The following is a 1,951-nucleotide window of genomic DNA, read 5'->3' as shown; positions in this document are numbered from 1 at the left end:
CAGCCGACAGGTCCTCGTTGATTCTTACGGCCATCGCTCTTTCCCTCCCTTCGCCAGACAGGGAATCACGAACGCCCAGGACAGGAAAATCACAGCTGAGTCAGATCAAGCGCAGGCGGGTATAACATCAATAAAAAACGTTGCGAAGCCCCTGTGTAAAGTTAACCGCGCTTTTGCCATTGCCGCATAACCCAAATTGGGGAGATGGAATAATCGAGCCACATTCTCAGATCGCATAGTGAGGCTGACGTCTTCAACCGACCTGCGACGCTGAATGACGGAAAGCCCATTTCGCGAAGCTCCTTTCCGAGATGACTGCCGTCAGGACCGAAATTGCAGCCGTCGCCGCCACAGCAAAGAGCAAGCGGCCGACGAGGACGCCCATTGGATCAGCACCGAGCGCGACGACGACTAGCGTGTCTTCAATGACGCCATGGGCAAAGCCCATGAAGACGCAGGCGAGAAATATCTGGCGCGGGGAGATCGCACCCGATCGCGCCTCGCGGATCAGCAGGCCGCCGCCATAGGAGATCCCGAGGAGCAGGCCGACCGCCGTGAACTCTCCCGCCTCCCCGCGTATCCCGGCGAGCCGCAGGAGGGGGGCCAGTCCCCGCATCATCAGGTCCAGTAGCCCGGTGGCCTTCAGCATATCCAGCATCCAGGACAGAGCCAGGAAGATGACAAGCATCGTGGCCATCGTCTCCAACAGGCCAAGAAGGAAGTCCCCCCAGCCCGGCTCGACGTTCATCGGTATCCAGGCAGGATTTACCGGCGACGCTAACCAGCCGGTCGCCACGACCAAGCGGTGCAGCAGGAAGGCGTAGAGGGCACCACCAAGGAGGCGGAGGACCGTCGTGACGATCAGCGCGGGCCCGGCCTTCTGGATGATCTTCTGCTCGATGGGCAGGCCATGGGCAAACAACAGAAGGGCCGAGAAGACGGTAATGTCGCCGACGCTCAGATCGGCGGCCGGCACCAGCACGTAGATCAATGGAATCGCTCCCCAGATCCCGATCAGAAGCCCGCTCAACCAGGCAAGACCCAGTTCCGGAGGCAGGCCGAACACGTGCATCACCGGGCCGAATGCGGGTGCGATGGCCTCGATCACCCCCATCCGCGACAGCATCTCGGTAAGGATCGTGATCGGCGCCACGATCCGCGCGAGCACCCAATAGATGGCAAGTGTCTCTCGCGTTTTGCGAAACATCCGGTTCAGAAGCGGCATTAAGGATCCCCTCGCTGTAGAGCCTCAGGCACTACGTATACGATGAGGAATAGCAGCATCTACGCCTGAGCCCGGAGGCATGCACAAAAGGCCGGGGCTTGGCAAGGAAAGGGCAGTTCAGCAGTTCTGTACAACATTTGCGTAGTGGGAGCTCGCGCCCGTCTCCGAGCTAGCTCTGGGGTAGCCATGCGGCAACAGGATCCCCGAGATAACCCTTCGCTCCCGAACGCGGATGCCGATATGCGCCAAACTGCCCGGTCACGCACCGATTCCTTCCGCGGCCTTTCGCGTCGTAGAGGCCGCGATCAGCCGCCGAGAAAAGCTCAGAGAAGTCTACGTTGCCTCCAATTTGACCCGCGACCCCTATGCTGACAGTAACGCTGATTTCATCCCGATGCATTCGATAGATATTAGCTTGCACAGCTAGTCGAATGCGCTCCGAAATCGTCAGTGCATCATCTGCCGTAGCGTCTGGGAGGAGGACAGCGATCTCCTCGCCACCGTACCGGGCTGCTAAATCCTCGGAGCGAATGGACGAAGCGATTATCTCGGCCACGTTGCAAAGAACGCGATCTCCCACGTCATGTCCCCACCGATCATTCACTGGTCGGCCCCCACCGGGTGGTCCAAGGCAAATCTTAGTTCATGAGCGGCCTTTGCGCCAAGGCTGGCGTGGCCGGCGAAGCTGGTCCGGATGGCGAAGCCGGCCATTGCAGGACCTGCGGT

Annotated in this window: 1 protein-coding gene; it reads right to left on the bottom strand. The window is 60.0% G+C overall.

The genetic code is table 11. The features are described from left to right. Positions 1-253: 253 nt before the first annotated feature. Positions 254-1,225 (bottom strand): nucleoside recognition domain-containing protein, encoded by a 972-nt coding sequence (locus tag H9Q09_RS22265; protein ID WP_187392889.1) that lies wholly within the window; start codon positions 1,223-1,225, stop codon positions 254-256. Positions 1,226-1,951 lie beyond the last annotated feature (726 nt).

Source organism: Aurantimonas sp. DM33-3 (assembly GCF_014334315.1).
GTDB classification, from domain to species: Bacteria; Pseudomonadota; Alphaproteobacteria; order Rhizobiales; family Rhizobiaceae; genus Aurantimonas; species Aurantimonas coralicida.
This window is presented reverse-complemented; position numbering and strand designations above follow the sequence as displayed.

Coding starts and splice junctions, on each gene's coding strand:
- H9Q09_RS22265 (WP_187392889.1), bottom strand. CDS start 1,225: ATGCCGCTTCTGAACCGGATGTTTCGCAAAACGCGAGAGACACTTGCC.